Origin of the sequence: Bacillus sp. RC240 (assembly GCF_044907945.1) — a bacterium.
In the GTDB taxonomy this organism is placed as follows: Bacteria; Bacillota; Bacilli; order Bacillales; family Bacillaceae_G; genus Bacillus_A; species Bacillus_A mycoides.
The window spans coordinates 74161-91629 of sequence record NZ_JBIYCT010000004.1; the positions used below are offsets into that span (position 1 = coordinate 74161).

The 17469-nt window shown below is 35.7% G+C and carries 14 protein-coding genes and 1 pseudogene; all 15 read left to right on the forward strand.

Features of this window, described 5'->3' with window-relative positions; all coding sequences use genetic code 11:
• Window positions 1-430 precede the first annotated feature (430 nt).
• The 15 genes and pseudogenes from ABH955_RS15520 to ABH955_RS15590 all read left to right on the forward strand — a co-directional run bounded on the left by ABH955_RS15520 (window position 431) and on the right by ABH955_RS15590 (window position 17466).
• Complete coding sequence (locus ABH955_RS15520; RefSeq protein WP_404456480.1) at window positions 431-1378, forward strand: DNA-binding domain-containing protein; 948 nt, start codon at window positions 431-433, stop codon at window positions 1376-1378.
• Between the two features lie 92 nt (window positions 1379-1470).
• Window positions 1471-1700 (forward strand): annotated as a pseudogene (locus ABH955_RS15525) (Ger(x)C family spore germination protein); the annotation flags it as partial.
• A 448-nt stretch (window positions 1701-2148) separates the two neighbouring features.
• A complete protein-coding gene (locus ABH955_RS15530; protein WP_404456072.1) occupies window positions 2149-3384 on the forward strand; it encodes an N-acetylmuramoyl-L-alanine amidase in 1236 nt (411 codons plus the stop codon).
• 545 nt (window positions 3385-3929) lie between these two features.
• The gene (locus tag ABH955_RS15535; protein ID WP_404456075.1) at window positions 3930-6665 is read left to right on the forward strand and encodes a sensor domain-containing protein; all 2736 of its coding nucleotides are present in this window, start codon (window positions 3930-3932) and stop codon (window positions 6663-6665) included.
• A 156-nt stretch (window positions 6666-6821) separates the two neighbouring features.
• On the forward strand, window positions 6822-7598 hold the full coding sequence (locus tag ABH955_RS15540) for a TerC family protein (protein ID WP_002135404.1): 777 nt from the start codon (window positions 6822-6824) through the stop codon (window positions 7596-7598).
• A gap of 103 nt (window positions 7599-7701) precedes the next feature.
• Window positions 7702-7893, forward strand: a complete 192-nt coding sequence (locus ABH955_RS15545; protein WP_002094666.1) for a hypothetical protein — start codon at window positions 7702-7704, stop codon at window positions 7891-7893.
• Entirely contained in the window at window positions 7862-10801 is a 2940-nt protein-coding gene (gene fdhF / locus ABH955_RS15550) for a formate dehydrogenase subunit alpha (protein ID WP_404491312.1), read from the forward strand. The genes ABH955_RS15545 and fdhF overlap by 32 nt, the downstream gene beginning before the upstream one ends.
• A gap of 15 nt (window positions 10802-10816) precedes the next feature.
• Window positions 10817-11299 (forward strand): helical membrane plugin domain-containing protein, encoded by a 483-nt coding sequence (locus ABH955_RS15555; RefSeq protein ID WP_098168652.1) that lies wholly within the window; start codon window positions 10817-10819, stop codon window positions 11297-11299.
• A gap of 150 nt (window positions 11300-11449) precedes the next feature.
• Window positions 11450-11794: a Na-translocating system protein MpsC family protein gene (locus tag ABH955_RS15560; protein ID WP_002012015.1), complete on the forward strand. Its 345-nt coding sequence runs from the start codon at window positions 11450-11452 to the stop codon at window positions 11792-11794.
• 16 nt (window positions 11795-11810) lie between these two features.
• Window positions 11811-12608 (forward strand): formate dehydrogenase accessory sulfurtransferase FdhD, encoded by a 798-nt coding sequence (gene fdhD / locus ABH955_RS15565; RefSeq protein ID WP_002086466.1) that lies wholly within the window; start codon window positions 11811-11813, stop codon window positions 12606-12608.
• A 20-nt stretch (window positions 12609-12628) separates the two neighbouring features.
• A complete protein-coding gene (gene moaA / locus ABH955_RS15570) occupies window positions 12629-13645 on the forward strand; it encodes a GTP 3',8-cyclase MoaA (protein ID WP_404456085.1) in 1017 nt (338 codons plus the stop codon).
• 207 nt (window positions 13646-13852) lie between these two features.
• Window positions 13853-14647, forward strand: a complete 795-nt coding sequence (locus ABH955_RS15575) for a formate channel (RefSeq protein WP_016094387.1) — start codon at window positions 13853-13855, stop codon at window positions 14645-14647.
• Window positions 14648-14671: 24 nt separating this feature from the next.
• Complete coding sequence (locus ABH955_RS15580; RefSeq protein ID WP_404456088.1) at window positions 14672-15688, forward strand: molybdopterin-synthase adenylyltransferase MoeB; 1017 nt, start codon at window positions 14672-14674, stop codon at window positions 15686-15688.
• A 19-nt stretch (window positions 15689-15707) separates the two neighbouring features.
• A complete protein-coding gene (locus ABH955_RS15585) occupies window positions 15708-17021 on the forward strand; it encodes a molybdopterin molybdotransferase MoeA (protein WP_404456483.1) in 1314 nt (437 codons plus the stop codon).
• A complete protein-coding gene (locus tag ABH955_RS15590) occupies window positions 17002-17466 on the forward strand; it encodes a molybdenum cofactor biosynthesis protein MoaE (protein WP_256491142.1) in 465 nt (154 codons plus the stop codon). Before ABH955_RS15585 ends, ABH955_RS15590 begins: the two co-directional genes overlap by 20 nt.
• Window positions 17467-17469: the final 3 nt, after the last annotated feature.

Consider the following 17469-nt stretch of genomic DNA (forward strand, 5'->3'; position numbering starts at 1 on the left):
TCTGGAGTGTTTATGACTGCATGTATTAATAGTCTCTTTCGTGAATTTAGCTGTTTTTATTTAAGGGTTATTGTTTGGTTTACTTAATAAGTAGTAGGCTTTTTTCATTTAAAAATATAAGAGAATGTATCTTTGGATTGTGTTAGTAATATTTCGTGATAGCACAAAATTTTTCGGTGAAATTATATTGAAAATACCATATAATATAATTAAATACATTTTATTGATATAGTATCTCGTTAGATTTTTTTAATGTTTTCTTTAAAAATATTTTCTATTATTTACATACTTTTTATACCTTTTTGTATGTTAAATATTTGACAGATAATTTCGAAATGTTATAATATGGATATGTGGAAATTTCTATTTTCTTAAAAGACATGGGAGTCAGATGAGAATTGTGAAAGGATGAGGGGCAGTGACACAGAGTATGTATCACCACACAGCAATCAACGTATTAAGTCTTTTACAAAACATGTCAAATAATAAAACGAACGATATGAAATTAGAGGCGGAATTTAAAAAAATAGAGAAACAATTCCGAATAAAGTATGAAGAGCTTATCGATTTATATAATAGAATGGTATTATTTCAAATAGATATAGAAAAAAATGGCGGTATGCGAGTATATGAAAAATCAGGAATTACATGGTTGAAGTCTGAACTAGAACTACTATATGAAGTATATCAATTTTGTCAGCGTCAAGGCTTAAATATCGCAAATATTTCAAAATATGTTAGTAAAAATGAACTGAATTTATTTCCAAAAACGGAAAGTCAATTACAGAACACGTATTATAAATTAAAAAAACAAGAAATTCCGTTTGAAAATATTGAAAAACAAAAGCCGGGTCGAAAACGCAAATATACACCAGTCAAGGGTATAGTTGTTGAGGCGAAACAAGAAAGAAAACAGGAAGTAAAAGAAGATTTCCGAAGTGAAGAGGACGAAAAAAATCTCGTAACAGTTATATCAGGTATCGTTGAAAATTTTGAAACAATTAGTCAATCCCGTGAAAAGAAAGAGCATGAATTACATCAGTTTATGGAGGGGATCTATAAGCTTTCTAGCATGGCTGCAGAGCGTTCGAAAGAAGAAAAGAATGCTCGAGGTCTTGAAGGTGAAGTACATTCATTACGAACTGAAAATGATAGGTTAAAGCGAGAGAAGGAAGACCTTGTACATGATATTAAAGAAATGACGCATCATTTAATTCATTTCATTACGAGCTCTGATATCGATCAAATTCGTACGTTACCTTTCTTCGTAAAAGAGTGCAAACAAGATTTACATAAGCTAGGATTATATAACGCTCAAGACGGAAAAATGAAAATTATGGTTGATAGTAGCGGTCAAGTTATGACCGTACCACAATAAAAATGGGTACAAAACAAAAGGGAAATACATATACACTATGTATTTCCCTTTTGTTTTGTATGGAATCATTTCGGGCAGAGGAAAAGTTATAATTAATTTTAGTAAATCAAAAATTTGTACAAAAGGAAGGAACTAGGTCTTACTTTGTAGTATTGTGATCCGAAAAATACTGGGAATATGCGTATTGTCACTGTGAATGGGCTTAATACATAATGATTTTAAAGATAAACCGACCCTTCCTCAATATTTAACTGATTTAATTGAGGTGAATAAGCTGTATAATCGTACAGTTGTTATTACATTTCATCAACAAACTTTTAATACGGAGAATTGAAGAGTAAAGTAGGATTCCAAAGCATAGCCAAAAAGGTGGCTGTTATAAGTTATTTGCCTACCAAAATAATCAATATTTGTTTAAAATATAAGATTATTATTTTATTATACCGAGTAATTATTCATATTATATAATAATTACTTACTATATAATTAACATGGTTATCTTACAAAAATGTAAGGTTTTTTTAATTGACACTCGTACATATAAGTAACTATACTGGTTACACGATGTTGGTTAATATATTTAATAGTCTCTATCTATAAGTGTATGTCTCAGGATTCTTTTCGGAATAATAGTTCGATTTGTATTTATTATCTTTAATATAGTGATAATACGTATTTAATCTATTCTTTATTCTAGGTCGTATTATTTAAAGATTAACTATAAATGATATATTTACCAAGTTGTAATAATTTTTTAGAGGTGTTACATTTTGAAATACAAATTAATTGCTACAGGAATTCTTGCTGGAAGTCTACTATCCTATTCATCTAGTACATTTGCAAATACTCATAAATTCCCAGATGTTCCTGCATGGGCTGACAAATCCGTTAATTATTTAGTTGATAAAAAAGTATTGAGTGGTTATCCAGATGGAACTTTTGGTTCAAGCGATACATTAGATAGGGCTTCTGCGGCAACAATTATGACAAAGGCCCTTGGTATACATATTGACTTAAATGCAAAACCATCTTTTACAGATTCACAAAACCACTGGGGAACGCCATACATTGCCGCAGCTGAAAAAGCAGGAATAATTAAAGGTGAAGGAAATGGAATATTTAATCCTTCTGGAAAAGTTACTCGTGCTGCTATGGCTACCATGCTAGTGAATGCATATAAATTACAAAATATAAGCACTAGCAATGGACAAAGTAAATTTGAAGATTTAAAAGGGCATTGGGGTGAAAAATTCGCCAATATTTTAATTGATTTAAAAATTTCAGTTGGTACAGATAACGGCTGGCAACCAAATAAATTCATAACACGTGCAGAAGCCGCACAACTTACTGCCAAAACAGATAACCTTCAATCCAGTCCGAAAAATCCTTTAGAAAATAAAACAATCATTATTGATCCTGGACATGGTGGCGAAGATCCTGGAAAAGCCACAAAGGGATTGCCTGAAAGTAAAATTGTATTAGACACTTCCTTACGCCTACAACAATTGCTTGAAAAACATACACCATTTACAGTTTTATTAACTCGTGAATCTGATACTAGACCTGGACATGATCAAAAAAGCTCTTTACAGGAACGTGTTAAATTTGCTAAGCAAAATCAGGGGGATATCTTTATAAGTATTCATGCAAATGCTTATAATGGTAATGCAAAAGGAACGGAAACATACTATTATAAATCTTCTGAATCCGAAAAAACAAATCCTCATGTGGAAGAAAGTCATGTGTTAGCGGAAAAAATCCAAGCACGTTTAGTAGAGGCCCTTCAAACACGTGATAGAGGCGTTAAACATGGAGATCTTCATGTTATAAGAGAAAACGGCATGCCAGCTGTGTTAACGGAACTGGCTTTTATAGATAATGGTATCGATTACAGTAAACTATCTACGGCAAACGGTAGACAGATTGCAGCAGAAGCCATTTATGAAGGGATTTTAGATTATTATGAATGGAAAGGAAATAATGTATCTGAATATAGGTTGAAATAAGTAAAAGGGAATTTAGTAATTCTAGGAATAAGTAATTTATAAATTGCTAAAGTATAATTTTGTTATTTGTAATGTGTTTTAGTTTTATAGTGTATACTGGCGCCGACTTATTAAGGATTATAAATAAGTCGGTGTTTAAGTTAGCGTACTTAATGAATACTATAGAAGTTATGAAGAAAAAAAGATAAATAGATAGGGGCATACACCTACATTCATTATTTTTACGTGAAATTTTAATTTAAAAATAGTTAAGTTATATGATTCAGATGGGCAGTATACAATGAGTTCAAAGAAAACATTCTTTGAACTCATTAGCTATTAAATAAACTTGTTACATAAATAGTTCGTATAACAATAATTGATAGTGTTAAGGACATAGCTGTTCATATTTTTTTGTAATTCCTGTTATGGAATTGTTAAATATTTATAGGTTTAATGTAAGGCTGCTTTATTTTGAAAGAAATCTTTTGAAATGGCCATAATATGAATAATAATTAGAAACAAATTTTTGAAAAAATGATGAAAGACTTAAGAAGGTGAATATATTGCTTAAACATTCACATTTGCAATTTATCTTATTAACAATAGCTCTAATATTCTATATAAGCTTTTGTTTTATATTTTTATTTGTTTTTCCGAATCATTATTTTGTATCAGATTTTAATATCCGACTATCATCCTTAGTTGTTGAAACTACTGTATTTATCTCATTACTTTATTCTATATTATCCGGAAAAATTAAGTTAGGAGTATTCTGGGTTTGCATTACTATTGCAATAGGGTGTTTCTTGATTGGGAATTTTATATCCGCTTTTCAAGTACTTAATGTAGAATTGCCGATACAAAATTTTAATATCTCTGATGTGTTTTTGTTGTTTTTCTTATTCTTCTTTCTCTTTGCATTCTTTTATAAAATCATTATGGAATGTAACAAGTGGGAAAAAGCGTATTTAATTTGTGATTTATGTATTGTTGTTACTGCCATTTTTACATTAGAGTGGTACCTGTTTAATAAACCTTCTGCAAATATCTTATTCTTATCAATTGGAGATGTTTTTCTCTCATTTATTTTTCCGATTATAGATTTATTACTTCTTTTATTAGGAGTTAGTCTAATCTTTCGACCAGCTATTTTTAATGCGAAAAGTAAATTATTTATTTTTATTCTCGTATTAACTGGATTGGCTATTACGGACTACTTGTATTTTTACTTACAAGATGATTTGTCAGATCGTTCACTTATATTATTAAGGTGTTTGTATAGAGTTTTCCTATTATTTATCGCTATTGCTGCTTCGATCTCAAAGAATGCATCTTCTAGAAGGAATTATTTCATTATCGATCCCACATTTGGGAAGAAACTTCTTGTTATATTTCCTTATCTTGCAGTTGCGGTATTAATTGGCTTTACTTTAAAAGAGCAAACTTCCTCGGCTACACTTATTACTGGGAATTGTATTGCATTTGTATTTGTGCTGATTCGTCATACTATCGTACGAATGCAAAACAGAGATTTAACCGAAATGTTAAAAGTGTTTAATAATCAATTAGAACAAAAAGTATCTCAAAGAACAGAAGATTTAATAAACAAATCCAATGACTTGGTCAAAAATCAAGAGAGATTTAAGTCATTATATGAGTATCATCCAGATCCTATTTTAACGATTAATTCAAATGGTACTGTGTTAAATATAAACCAGGCTGGAAGTATGTTATTAGGAAAAAACAGTGATGAATTAATAGGTAAAGAGTGCTTCTCGATTTTTTTAGACGAAGATAGATCTGAATTGGAAGCAGCTCTACAGGAAGGGAAACGATGCAGTTCGGCTTCGTTACAATTACGTGTGAAAAATAATAATGAGAAGGACATTCATTTTTGGTACGTCACCATTGTTCCTATTATGATAGAAGGACAAACTTTTGGGAGTTATGTAATGGTAAAAGACATTACGAGAATGAAGAAACAACAAGATGAGATAAACTATCTAGCATTCCATGATACAGTGACGGAGATTGGAAATCGAATATTCTTCCAAAAAGAATTAGAAAAATCCATTGAGCGTGCACGAAAAACGCAGGGTGAATTTGGACTCTTGTATATAGATTTAAATCGTTTTAAAACCATTAACGATACACTGGGACATTCAATTGGTGACAGTGTTTTAAAAGAAGTTGCTAAACGTTTTAGGACATGTCTGTCACCGGCTATTCCTCTAGCGAGAATAGGGGGAGATGAGTTTGCGATCATAGTCCATAACCACACAGAGCAACAGCTATTGGATTTGTGTGAAACTCTATTTCGTATAACTGAAGAAGCATTTGTAGTTAATCAACATAGTTTTTATTTATCTCTTAGTATAGGAATAGCGGTGTATCCGTTTGGAGGAATAAATACTACTACACTTTTACAACATGCTGATATTGCTATGTATAGTGCAAAGGAAAAAGGTAATAATGCTGTTTGCATGTATGACGAGACATTATCAAAAAAAATAACAAGACGATTACGATTAGAACAGGATTTACCGAAGGCATTAGAAAATAATGAGTTGTTTTTATTATATCAACCACAAGTTGACAGTAAGACTGGTATGGTTATTGGTGCAGAGGCTTTAATTCGTTGGCAACATCCAAAACTGGGACTTATTTCTCCTTTTGAATTTATACCTATCGCGGAAGAAACGTCGGAAATTATTCCAATTGGGAAATGGACGTTACAGGAAGCGTGTCGACAACTGAAAAAGTGGCATTCTGCAGGCTATGCAAATCTAAAAATGGGGATAAATTTATCAGCTATAGAGTTTGAACAGAAAGATTTTGTTCAAGCAATCATATCTACCATAGAAGAAGTAGGGGTACCTGCTAGTTCGATTGATTTAGAATTAACAGAGAGAATAGCAATGGTAGATGAAAAAGAAACCTTATCGAAGTTAAAAGCATTAAAATCATATGGTGTACATTTATCAATTGACGATTTTGGTACAGGGTATTCTTCATTAGCATATCTCCCTTTGTATCCAATTGATACCTTGAAAATTCCAAGAGAATTTGTTAATAGGATCGGAAATTCTACTGATGGAAATGAAATTATTCATACCATTATTTCACTAGCGCATACTTTAAACATGAAAGTGATCGCAGAAGGGGTGGAAACGAAGGAACAATTAACAGTGTTACAACGTAATGCATGTTATCTAATTCAGGGCTATTACTACAGTAAACCTGTAAGTGAAGATGAATTCATCAAGTTTTTAAGCACAATGTCGCGTCACCTTTTCTAAGGGAACCACAATCTAGATTTGTTTTTTGTTGAAATTATAACAAATAGAGGACAGCAAAGTAACTGTCAAAATGTTTTAGCATTTAATTTGGCTTAATCGGAAATTCTAATGAGCAAAGACCTTATCTGATTTTAGTTTTAGAAAGGAGAGAAGCGGATGGATTCAATATGGCTAGAGTATGCTTGGGCATTGTTAATTTTAATCGGATTAGAAGGATTGTTATCGGCTGACAATGCCCTTGTACTAGCAGTTATAGCCAAGCATTTACCCGAAGAAGAGAAAAAAAGAGCTATAAATTACGGAATTATTATGGCCTTTGTTTTTCGATTCGCAGCCCTTTTTGCTATATCATTTATTGCAAATGTTTGGCAAATACAGGCGATAGGAGCAGCTTATCTTCTTTACTTAGGATTAAAGCATGTCATTCAGGCGCAATTCGGAAAAAATAATCAAAATATTCACAAGGAAGATGAAAAGGAAGCAGCAGGAAAAAGCTACTGGTTCACAGTAGGAAAGATTGCATTAGCTGACCTTGCCTTTGCGATTGATTCAATATTAGCGGCAGTCGCTCTTGCCCTCGGTCTTCCGGATTCACCGCTAGAAGATTTCGGTGGTATGGATGGAGGACAGTTCATAGTTGTACTTCTCGGAGGGATAGCTGGACTTATTTTAATTAAATTTGCGGCAACTTGGTTTGTACAATTACTGGAGAAACGCCCAGCACTGGAAACAACAGCGTATGCAATTGTTGCCTGGGTCGGCGTCAAACTTGCTGTAATTACACTTGCCCATGAGGATATCGGTATTTTAGACCATGATTTCCCGCACAGTACAACTTGGACTTTAATCTTCTACGGAGTATTAGTTGCTATTGCACTTATTGGTTGGTTTGCACCGGGAAGTAAGTCATCTCAGAATAATCCTGAAAGGTAGTAAAAAGGTCAGGGCATTATGTGCTGTGACCTTTTTATCATTTTGATATTGTGTATTTTTGGATTTAACGCTATAATTATAGTGTTAAAGATGGAATCGTGATATGACCTGTTATGAATCTATCATTTTATTTATGAATAAATGGACTGGTATTTTAGCAAGATGTGCTAATAAACTACTCCACCATGATGATAACGTGCCAAAAATGTGGTGCGTATATTTTCGTGGTGGAGTTTTTTTATTCTCAAAAAGGGGGAGTCACCATGAACGACAGCATGGTTCATATTACAATTGACGGCAAAGAGTATAATGCTGAGCCTAGTTCAACTATACTGGGCATTATTAATGAGAACGAAATTGAACATCCACAAATTTGTTACGTGCCAGAAGTGGATCCTATTCAAACGTGTGATACTTGTATTGTAGAAGTGAATGGAAAGCTAGTGCGATCATGTTCTACAGTAGTGACGGACGGTATGAATATTGAGTTGTCCTCTACTAGTGCGAAGGCAGCACAACATGAGGCGATGGACCGTTTACTAGAAAATCATTTACTTTACTGTACGGTTTGTGACAACAATAACGGGAATTGTAAACTGCATAATACGGCAGAATTAATGGAAATTGAGCATCAAAAATATCCTTATGAACCAAAAGTTGATACAGGCGAAGTTGATATGTCCCATCCATTTTACCGTTATGACCCGAATCAATGTATCGCATGCGGTCAATGTGTAGAGGTGTGTCAAAACTTACAAGTAAATGAAACGTTATCTATTGATTGGGAGGCAGAGCGTCCTCGTGTTATTTGGGATGAAGGAGTAGATATTAACGATTCTTCATGTGTAAGCTGCGGTCAATGTGTAACAATTTGTCCTTGTAATGCTTTAATGGAGAAATCGATGCTTGGTGAAGCTGGATTTATGACAGGGTTAAAACCTGATATTCTTGAGCCTATGGTCGATCTTATTAAAGAGGTTGAACCTGGATATAGTGGTATTTTTGCTGTGTCAGAAGTAGAAGCTGCAATGCGCGACACTCGTACGAAAAAGACGAAAACAGTATGTACGTTTTGTGGTGTAGGCTGTTCATTTGAAGTATGGACGAAGGGCCGTGAAATTCTTAAAGTACAACCAACTTCTGAGGCACCTGTTAATGCGATTTCGACTTGTGTAAAAGGAAAATTCGGTTGGGATTTCGTTAATTCTGAAAAACGACTTACGAAACCTTTAATTCGAAAAGATGGAGTGTTCGTTGAATCAAGTTGGGAAGAAGCGCTTCATGTAGTAGCGAATAAATTGGGCTCTATTAAAGAAGAGTACGGTAAAGGTTCTATCGGCTTTATTTCTTCTTCTAAAATTACGAATGAAGATAATTATGTTATTCAAAAATTAGCGCGTCAAGTGTTCGAAACGAATAACGTTGATAACTGCTCACGTTATTGTCAATCACCAGCGACGGATGGATTGTTCCGTACAATTGGTATGGGCGGAGATGCAGGGACGATTAAAGATATCGCACAATCAGGCCTTGTTATTATCGTCGGTTGTAATCCAACAGAAGGTCATCCTGTGTTAGCGACTCGTGTGAAACGTGCGCATAAACTTCACGGTCAAAAATTAATTGTCGCAGATCTTCGTAAAACTGAAATGGCAGAGCGTTCAGATATCTTTATTAGTCCAAAGCAAGGAACGGACCAAGTATGGTTAATGGCTGTTACGAAATATATGATTGATCAAGGTTGGCACGATCAGCAGTTCATCGACGAGAATGTAAACTTCTTTGATGATTTCAAAGATAGTCTCGCGGAATATACGCTTGAATATGCAGAAGAGATTACAGGCATTTCAAAAGAAACGCTCGTTAAAATGGCAGAAATGATTCGTGATGCAGACGGTACGTGTATTCTTTGGGGAATGGGCGTAACGCAAAATACTGGTGGTTCAGATACTTCCGCTGCAATTTCAAACTTACTTCTTGCAACAGGAAACTATCGCCGTCCAGGTGCTGGTGCATATCCGCTTCGAGGTCATAATAACGTACAAGGTGCTTGTGATATGGGAACACTTCCAGGTTGGCTTCCAGGATATCAGCACGTTACTGACGATGTAGAACGTGCGAAATTTGAAATAGCTTACGGAGTAAAAATTGATAACAAACCAGGTCTTAATAACATTGAAATGCTTCACGCAATTGATGAAGGAAAAATGAAAGCTATGTATCTTGTTGGAGAAGATATGGCTCTTGTAGACTCTAACGCAAATCACGTACATGAAGTGTTATCAAGCCTTGAATTCTTTGTCGTTCAAGATGTGTTCCTTTCTAAAACAGCTCAATACGCTGATGTAGTATTACCAGCAGCGCCATCTCTTGAGAAAGAAGGTACTTTTACAAATACAGAGCGTCGTGTACAAAGATTATATCAAGTGCTTCCAACGCTAGGAGATGCGAAACCAGACTGGTGGATCGTACAGGCAATTGCTAATAAGTTAGGCGCAAACTGGAGCTATAATCACCCAAGTGAAATCTTTGCGGAAATGGCAAGCTTATCACCACTATTTGCACACGCAAACTATGAAGTGCTTGAAGGGTGGAACAGTTTCCACTGGGGAAGTTTTGATGGTACGAATACGCCGCTTCTATTTAAAGATGGATTTAACTTCCCGGACAAAAAGGCTCGTTTTGCGATAGCTGATTGGGTACGTCCTGCTGAATTCCCAGCAGAATACGATCTTCACATTAATAACGGCCGTATGCTTGAACATTTCCATGAAGGGAACATGACAAATAAATCAACTGGTATTCAATCGAAAGTACCAGGTGTTTTCGTCGAAGTTTCTCCAGAACTTGCAAGGGAACGTGGAGTGAAAACTGGTTCGTTAGTACGCCTTGTTTCTCCATTCGGAGCACTAAAATTACGTGCACTTGTAACGGATCGTGTAAAAGCGAATGAACTGTATTTACCGATGAACTCGACGGATAAAGAATCGGCAATTAATTTCTTAACAGGTCCTGCCGTTGACTTACGTACAAACACGCCGGCATATAAGCAAACGAAAGTACGTATGGAAGTGTTAGAAGTTGATGGCGAAAATCCGATGCCAAAAACGAACCCGCGTAATAAAAAGCGTCATCCTCAAAACGGTATTGAGGTAAATCGTAAGTGGGCTCGCCCAGGATACGTACATTTAACGGATAACTAAGGGGGAGAAAAGAATATGGCAGCACCTATTCAAGCGATCCAGAAGCAGGAGCTAACTGAGGAAGAACTTAAACAACAAAAACTCGAAGCTTTAAAAGAACTGCTAGCTGATAATGAAGATGCTTTAAATCAAATGTTTAATATAGTAGGTGAATTAAATGACATTGGGATGCTGGAAGCAGCAAATTCTATGCTGAAAGCGAAAGAACCAATCGCAAAAATCGTTCTAGGCCAAGTCACTCGTGAACCAGTTACAAATTTAATTAATAATATGATGGGCGCTGCAGGAGCTTTAACAGAACTTGATCCGGAACTTACGAAAAAGCTTATAGGTAGCGTATTGACAGGTATGGATGAAGGAAACCAGCATTTGCAAAGCAATAAAAAAGTAGGAATATTAGACCTTATGAAAGTACTGAAGGATCCAGATATTAATCGTGCTATTGGATTTGGTCTTCATTTCTTAAAAGGTATGGGTAAAGGGTTAAAAGAAGAATAGATAAGCAACAATAATAGTATTTCATATGTTGTTTGCGTACTTGAGATAATTGTAAAAGGTGATCCATTTCGTCTCATTATTAAATAGTTTAGGCGAAATGGTCATTTTGTTAAAATAGTTGTGATGGAATAACTAGGAAGGAATGAGAGTATGTCAAAAATGGTACATGAATTTAATGATATGATCCGAAAGCTTCGAAAAGAGTTGTTCGGGAAAGGGCCGGAAAGAATTCATACTGTATTTACCGAGAACATGGCGATTGCAACACTTTATGGGAATTTAACACCTACTGAGAAATTTATTTCGGGAACTACGGATGGGGCGGAAATGGTTCATATGGCTCGAACGAAAATGATTCAAGAAGTGTATGTGGCTAATCCTCATGAACATTTAGAAGAACTTGTTGGTGCGAAGTTAGTTCATCTGTTTTCTGATATGAAAGTAGATGAGGATATTGCAGTTTCCGTGTTTGTTTTTGATAAAAATATAACGTGAGAGAAGGATGCTCATCGTGAAATCGATTCAGGTGGAACGGAAAATTTTTAAATATGAGCAAGGGGAATTTAAACATATAGAGGACAGCATTGTAACAGAGTTTCCTGTTACGGTTAAAATTAACGGCCAGGAATTTGTTACAATGGTTAGTACTCCAGAGTATATTGAAGATATGGTAATTGGCTTTTTAGCCTCTGAAGGCATTATCCGAAAGTATGAAGATATTGATGAAATATGGATGCAAGAAAAAGAAGGCTATGTACATGTAAAAACGACGAAAATCAATCCTTATTATCGTGACATACAAAACAAACGTTATATTACTTCGTGCTGTGGAATGAGTAGGCAAGGGTTTGTTTTTGCGAACGATGCGCTGACTGCGAAAGAAATGAATGATATTCGCGTAAAGATCTCTGCCGAGGATTGTTTTCGGTTAATGAATGATATGCAGCAATCTGCGTCTACGTTTCAACATACAGGCGGCGTTCATAATGCAGCTTTATGTAATGTGAGTGGAATTGTTTTAAGCCGCATGGATATAGGAAGACATAACGCTTTAGACAAAATTTACGGCTATTGTTTAAAAAATAACATTTCGATTGGTGATAAAATTATTGTTTTTAGTGGACGTATCTCTTCTGAAATTCTATTAAAAGTTGCGAAAATTGGCTGTGAAGTAATATTGTCAAAATCAGCTCCAACTGAGTTAGCATTAGAACTAGCGGAGCAGTTAGGGATTACTACAATAGGCTTCATTCGTAATAAATCTTTAAATGTATATACGCATCCAGAGCGGATTATAAATATAAAATAAGTAGAAACGAGGCAATAATCATGAAATCTGTTACATTAGACAAATTAGATCGTCCTTTAAAGGATTTACGTATTTCTGTTACTGATCGCTGTAATTTTCGCTGTCGATATTGTATGCCAGAAGAAATATTTGGTCGTGATTATTCTTTTTTGTCTAATGATAAAATTTTATCTTTTGATGAAATTGAAAGGATTACACGTATTTTCGTTTCTTTAGGTGTAAGAAAGTTACGTATTACAGGAGGAGAGCCTTTACTTCGAAAAGACTTACCTGAACTCATACAGCGGTTAAACGAAATTGATGGAGTAGAGGATATTGGTTTAACGACAAATGGATCATTACTTAAAAAGTTTGCTCCAGATTTATATAAGGCGGGTTTATCTCGTGTAACAGTTAGTTTAGACTCGTTAAATGAAGAACGATTCTCTTATTTAAATGGGAATAGAAGTAAAGTAAAAACGGTTCTTGCGGGAATACAGGCTGCAGCGGAAGCCGGAATGAAAATTAAAATGAACATGGTTGTCCAAAAAGGGGAAAATGAAGAAGACATCGTTCAGATGGCAGAGTACTTTAAAGAGAATAAGCATATCCTTCGGTTCATTGAATATATGGATGTCGGAAATTTTAACGGCTGGGAATTAGGTGAAGTAGTTTCTAAGCAGGAAATAGTAGAGATGATTCATAAAGTGATGCCGCTTGAACATATTGAAGCGAACTATCCTGGTGAAGTTGCAACACGTTATCGTTATGTTGGTAGCGAAGAAGAAATAGGAATTATTTCATCTGTAACGGATTCGTTCTGCTCATCATGTACAAGAGCGCGTATTTCTGCAGAAGGAAAATTGTATACATGTTTGTTTGCTTCTAAAGGAAACGATCTTAAAGAATTACTTCGCTTTGGATATACGGATGAGGAGATTACTAATGTTATTCGTGACATTTGGAATAATCGTTCAGACCGTTATTCAGACGAACGGTTAAGCAATACGAATAAAAAAGCAATGCCGAAAATTGAAATGTCGCATATCGGTGGCTGAGAAGTTACTAAGAATGTAGATTCTCTTTGTTAACGTAAATAGTGGGAAATGTGCAAGTTTTGTACACTTTCTATGAGTATAGTAAAAATGATGATTGATATTTCTGTAAGAGATATGCAGAGAGATTAAGCAGCATTCAAAAATCCTTACGATGTTAAGGGTTTTTGGTGCTGCTTTTTTTAGATGAGAAAAATGGAGGAATTGGTTATGGCATTTCATAAACCGGAACAAATTGCTGCGCTTGTGATTGAATCCGGTGTTCAAAAGGTGGGGCAACCGCTATCAGCGATGCTTATTCTTGGTTTTTTAGGAGGAGCATTCATTTCATTAGGATTTTTACTTAATATTCGTGTTCTAGGTAATGTACCGGAGCAGTGGGGAAGTTTAGTCAATTTTATAGGAGGAGCGGTTTTTCCTATTGGACTTATGCTCGTTGTTTTAGCGGGAGGAGAATTAATTACGGGAAATATGATGTCGATGGCCATGGCACTGTATGCACGGAAAATTTCATTGAAACATGTGTTAAACAATTGGGCGTGGATCACTTTAACGAACTTCGCAGGTGCACTTTTCGTAGCGTATTGTTTCGGTCACCTTGGCGGGTTAACTGAAGGTGCGTATTTAAATAAGACGATAGCGATAGCTCAAGATAAGTTACATGAATCTTTCGGAAGAACGTTAATTTTAGCGATTGGCTGTAACTGGCTCGTTTGCCTTGCGATTTGGTTAGCGTACGGAACGAACGATTTAATTGGGAAGATTGTTGGAATTTGGATTCCGATTATGGCATTTGTCGTAATTGGGTTTCAGCAAGTAGTAGCAAATATGTTTGTCATTTCAGCAGTTATTTTTGCGGGTCACCTTACGTGGATGGATCTTGCGAAAAACTTTGTGCCAGTCTTTATCGGAAATGTAATTGGCGGAGCTGGATTTGTTGGATTCGCTTATTTTTCTTGTTATCAGAAACAAAGTGCTACCGAAGAAGATGTATTGAAAAAATAACAGTATTTGAAAGGAAGGCACCTCATGATAGAGCGGTATTCACGACAACAGTTGTTCACTCCTATTGGAAAAGAAGGGCAAGAGAAAATTAGAAATAAGCATGTATTAATAATAGGGGCAGGTGCATTAGGAAGTGCAAGTGCAGAAAGCTTTGTACGTGCAGGTATCGGGAAATTAACGATTATTGATCGCGATTACGTAGAATGGAGTAATTTACAGCGGCAACAACTTTACGCTGAACAAGATGCGATAGAAAAGTTGCCAAAAGCAATCGCAGCGCAGAATCGTCTCAAACAAATTAATTCAGACGTGCAAATTCAGGCGCTAGTAATGGATGCAAGAGTAGATAATATGGAAGCTTTATTAGGTGGTGTCGATGTCATTATTGATGCCACAGATAATTTCGATATTCGGTTTGTAATCAATGATATATCACAAAAACATAATATCCCTTGGATTTACGGTTCTTGTGTCGGAAGTTATGGCATGAGCTATACAATTATTCCGAAGAAAACATCGTGCTTACATTGTGTACTGAAAAGTGTTCCTGTCACAGGGGCGACGTGTGACACAGTTGGAATTATTAGTCCAGCTGTTCAAATCGTTGCAGCGTACCAAGTGGCAGAAGCATTCAAAATTTTAGTAGAAGACTATGAAGCAGTTCGGAAAACTTTTTTAATGTTTGATATATGGAGTAATCAATATCATTCTATCAAACTAGGAAAAATCAAAACGGAAGACTGTCCTTCGTGCGGAACAAATAGAACTTATCCTTATTTATCATACGAAAATCAAACGAAGACAGCTGTGTTATGTGGAAGAAATACAGTTCAAATTAGACCAGCGCATAATAGACATTACAACTTTGATGAGTTAGAAAAAGTATTAAAGAATCACGGGAAAGTTGATCGGAATCCGTATTTGCTCTCTTGCCAATTAGAAGAGTATCGCATCGTCATTTTTCATGATGGTCGTGTATTTATTCATGGCACGAATGAAATTCAAAAAGCAAAACAACTATACTATCGGTTATTAGGCTAATAGAAAGGGATTGGTAATGATGGAAAGAAGGGTACCGATTACAGTTGAAGAGGCTGTTCGTAAAGTGATGGCATTTGCTAATTGTGGTTTAAAAGAACTAGTACCACTGGAATTAGCATATGGGCGTACGTTAGCAGAAGATTTAGTGGCGGATCACGATGTGCCTTCTTTCAATCGCTCGCCATATGATGGATTTGCTATTAGGGCAGAAGATACTTCGCGAGCAAGTCGTGAGAATCCGATCGTATTTGAAGTAATTGGTGAAATTGGAGCAGGTTCCGTATTTCCTACAGAAGTAGGAGCGTTTCAAGCAGTTCGAATTATGACAGGGGCACAAATTCCGAAAGGATGTAATGTAGTCGTCATGCTAGAACTGACTCGTCATCGTCAATATGAGAATATCGGAAAAAGCTATATGGAAGTGAGACGCTCATTTAAAGAAGGGGACAATATATCCTTTCAAGGTGAAGACGCACGTAAAGGAACCGTTCTCGCAAAAAGAGGTGGTTACATTAATCCAGGTATTTCAGCTCTTCTTGCTACATTCGGTTATAGTGAAGTGCCAGTAGCGAAAAAGCCTGTTATTGGACTATTAGCGACTGGGAGTGAACTTCTCGATGTAAATGCAGAACTACAACCTGGGAAAATTCGAAATAGTAATACGCATATGATATCGTCTCAAATTCGAAGAGCAGGTGGAAGAGTAAAATACTTTGGGAAGTTTAGCGACGATTTGAATACGTGCTACGAAGCAGTGAAAAAAGCGTTAAGCGAAGTGGATATGTTAATTACAACTGGTGGTGTTTCGGTAGGCGACTATGACTATTTGCCAGCTATATACGAAAGGTTAGGCGCATCAGTTCTTTTTAATAAAGTAGCCATGCGGCCGGGTAGCGTCACGACTGTAGCGCAATTAAACGGAAAATTATTATTTGGATTATCAGGTAATCCATCTGCTTGCTATGTAGGTTTTGAATTATTCGTAAAACCTAGCATTCGTGCATATATGTTTAGCGAAAAACCACATGTAAAACGAGAAAAAGCAATGCTCGGAGAAGATTTTCTAAAACCGAATCCATTTACAAGATTTGTACGAGGTAAGCTTCAGTATAACGAAGGACAACTAATCGCTTATCCATCAGGATTTGATAAATCTAGTTCCGTTTCTTCATTAGCAGAATCAAACATTTTTATCGTCCTACAGGGCGGAACGAGAGGATATAAGAAAGGGATGTTTGTAGACATTCTTTTATTAGAAGATAACGAAGGTAGTGAATGGCTTTGGACATTCCGTAAAGTAGGGAGAGGTTTTGATGGGACAAGCACGATTTGAAATTGTCGATAATCCGATTGTAGTTGAAGAAGTAACGAATAAAGTAGCAAGACGAGAAGCAGGAGCAATTACAACTTTTATTGGAACAGTAAGGGAATTAACGAAAGGAAAACGGACGTTACATCTTGAGTATGAAGCATATAAACCGATGGCGGTAAAAAAGCTTACTGCAATTGGAGAAGAAATTAAGAAAAAGTGGCCGGATGCGAAAATAGCAATCACACACCGAGTAGGACGATTAGAAATAATGGATATCGCAGTTGTTATTGCAGTATCGTCACCACATCGTAAAGTAGCGTACGAAGCGAATGAATACGCAATTGAACGTATAAAGAGAATTGTCCCAATCTGGAAAAAAGAATTTTGGGAAGATGGAACGGAGTGGATAGGAGATCAACTTGAAAATACTCCGTATCCAGAAGGAAAGCCAGAGAAAGAAGAATGAGAG

Coding starts and splice junctions, on each gene's coding strand:
- ABH955_RS15520 (WP_404456480.1), top strand. CDS start 431: ATGTATCACCACACAGCAATCAACGTATTAAGTCTTTTACAAAACATG.
- ABH955_RS15540 (WP_002135404.1), top strand. CDS start 6,822: ATGGATTCAATATGGCTAGAGTATGCTTGGGCATTGTTAATTTTAATC.
- ABH955_RS15545 (WP_002094666.1), top strand. CDS start 7,702: ATGACCTGTTATGAATCTATCATTTTATTTATGAATAAATGGACTGGT.
- fdhF (WP_404491312.1), top strand. CDS start 7,862: ATGAACGACAGCATGGTTCATATTACAATTGACGGCAAAGAGTATAAT.
- ABH955_RS15555 (WP_098168652.1), top strand. CDS start 10,817: ATGGCAGCACCTATTCAAGCGATCCAGAAGCAGGAGCTAACTGAGGAA.
- ABH955_RS15560 (WP_002012015.1), top strand. CDS start 11,450: ATGTCAAAAATGGTACATGAATTTAATGATATGATCCGAAAGCTTCGA.
- moaA (WP_404456085.1), top strand. CDS start 12,629: ATGAAATCTGTTACATTAGACAAATTAGATCGTCCTTTAAAGGATTTA.
- ABH955_RS15575 (WP_016094387.1), top strand. CDS start 13,853: ATGGCATTTCATAAACCGGAACAAATTGCTGCGCTTGTGATTGAATCC.
- ABH955_RS15580 (WP_404456088.1), top strand. CDS start 14,672: ATGATAGAGCGGTATTCACGACAACAGTTGTTCACTCCTATTGGAAAA.
- ABH955_RS15585 (WP_404456483.1), top strand. CDS start 15,708: ATGGAAAGAAGGGTACCGATTACAGTTGAAGAGGCTGTTCGTAAAGTG.
- ABH955_RS15590 (WP_256491142.1), top strand. CDS start 17,002: ATGGGACAAGCACGATTTGAAATTGTCGATAATCCGATTGTAGTTGAA.